The sequence below is a fragment of the Parasphingomonas frigoris genome, assembly GCF_036663815.1.
Classification (GTDB): Bacteria; Pseudomonadota; Alphaproteobacteria; order Sphingomonadales; family Sphingomonadaceae; genus Sphingomonas.
In genome coordinates this window covers 1-1166 of the sequence record NZ_JAXOJQ010000071.1, presented here as the reverse complement: position 1 = coordinate 1166, position 1166 = coordinate 1, and the positions used below count along the sequence as shown (strand labels likewise).

1 pseudogene is annotated in these 1166 nt (G+C 60.3%); it reads left to right on the top strand.

Annotated elements, in window-relative coordinates:
* Nucleotides 1-281 precede the first annotated feature (281 nt).
* Nucleotides 282-1166 (top strand): annotated as a pseudogene (locus U1872_RS22530) (IS110 family RNA-guided transposase); the annotation flags it as partial.

The window sequence follows — 1166 nt, the reverse complement described above, 5'->3', positions numbered from 1 at the left end:
CTATTTCTCGTCCATCGCCGTATGCGTCGATAAGCACTACGCGGATTGCCATAATCCTCATCCTCTCCGAGCTTTTCGTACTTCAGGGTCTCGGTCTAATTGACCAAGGCGGTTCGTCCGCCCACTTCGGAACCTTGGAGACGTTAGTATTTTTCACTTGCGAACTATCAAGGGCATCCCACGGGACGCTCTTTTCCTGCTGAAGGCATACACAATTAAGCATGCTTAGAAGTGAGTATCATCGGTTTCGTCGAGCAGTCAAGAGGCGCGGGAGGGGCAAGATGGATCGGGTGTTGGAAAAGACTCTTTTTCCCCAAATCCGCTACGTGGGAGGCATCTTTGTAGGTCGCGACATCATCTGCGGCCGGTGGCTCTCCGCGTACATCAGGTCCGCTTTGCGGCGACGAGCAGGGTCACTTATCACATACGCCGGAGACCTGCCGTCCTGCGTCGTGGCTATAGAGGCCTGCTGCCGAGCTCATCGATGGGACGGGCGCTGGCACGACAAGGCCATCTCGTTCGGCTGATGTCGTCGGAATATGTCCGTCCATACGTTAAGGCGCAGAAGAACGACGACCGCGACCCGGAGCCGATCGCGGAAGCGGCAACCCGGCCGACCATGCGGTTCGTGGAATTGAAAACCGAGGAGCAACTCGACATGCAGACGCTGCACCGCATTCGCGACCAGCTCGTCGGAGATCGCACCTCGTTGATGAACCAGATCAGGAGCCTCCTCCTCGAGCGCGGCTATATCGTGCCGCAAGGGCGGGCAAAGCTAGCGGTCCGGCTGGGTGAGATGCTCGACGGCGACGAGCCAGTGCTAGGGTCTCGCATCCACCGGCTCGTCAGCGATATGCGCCTGCGCTGGATTGCCCTCGACGAGCGGATCTCAGATCTAGATGCCGAGTTCACCAGCGCGGCGCGCACCGACGAGCGAACGCGTCGCCTCCTGACTATTCCAGGCATCGGCGCACTGAACGCGACGGCGCTGGTTGCGGCCGTCGGCGACGCTCGAACCTTCGGACGCGGCAGGGATCTTGCCGCTTGGCTTGGGCTCGTGCCGCGCCAAGCGACGACCGGGGGCAAACCTCGGCTGCTTGGAATTACCAAGCGCGGAAGCCGGTACTTGCGCAAAAACCTAATCCAGGGCGCTCGTTCGGCACTGC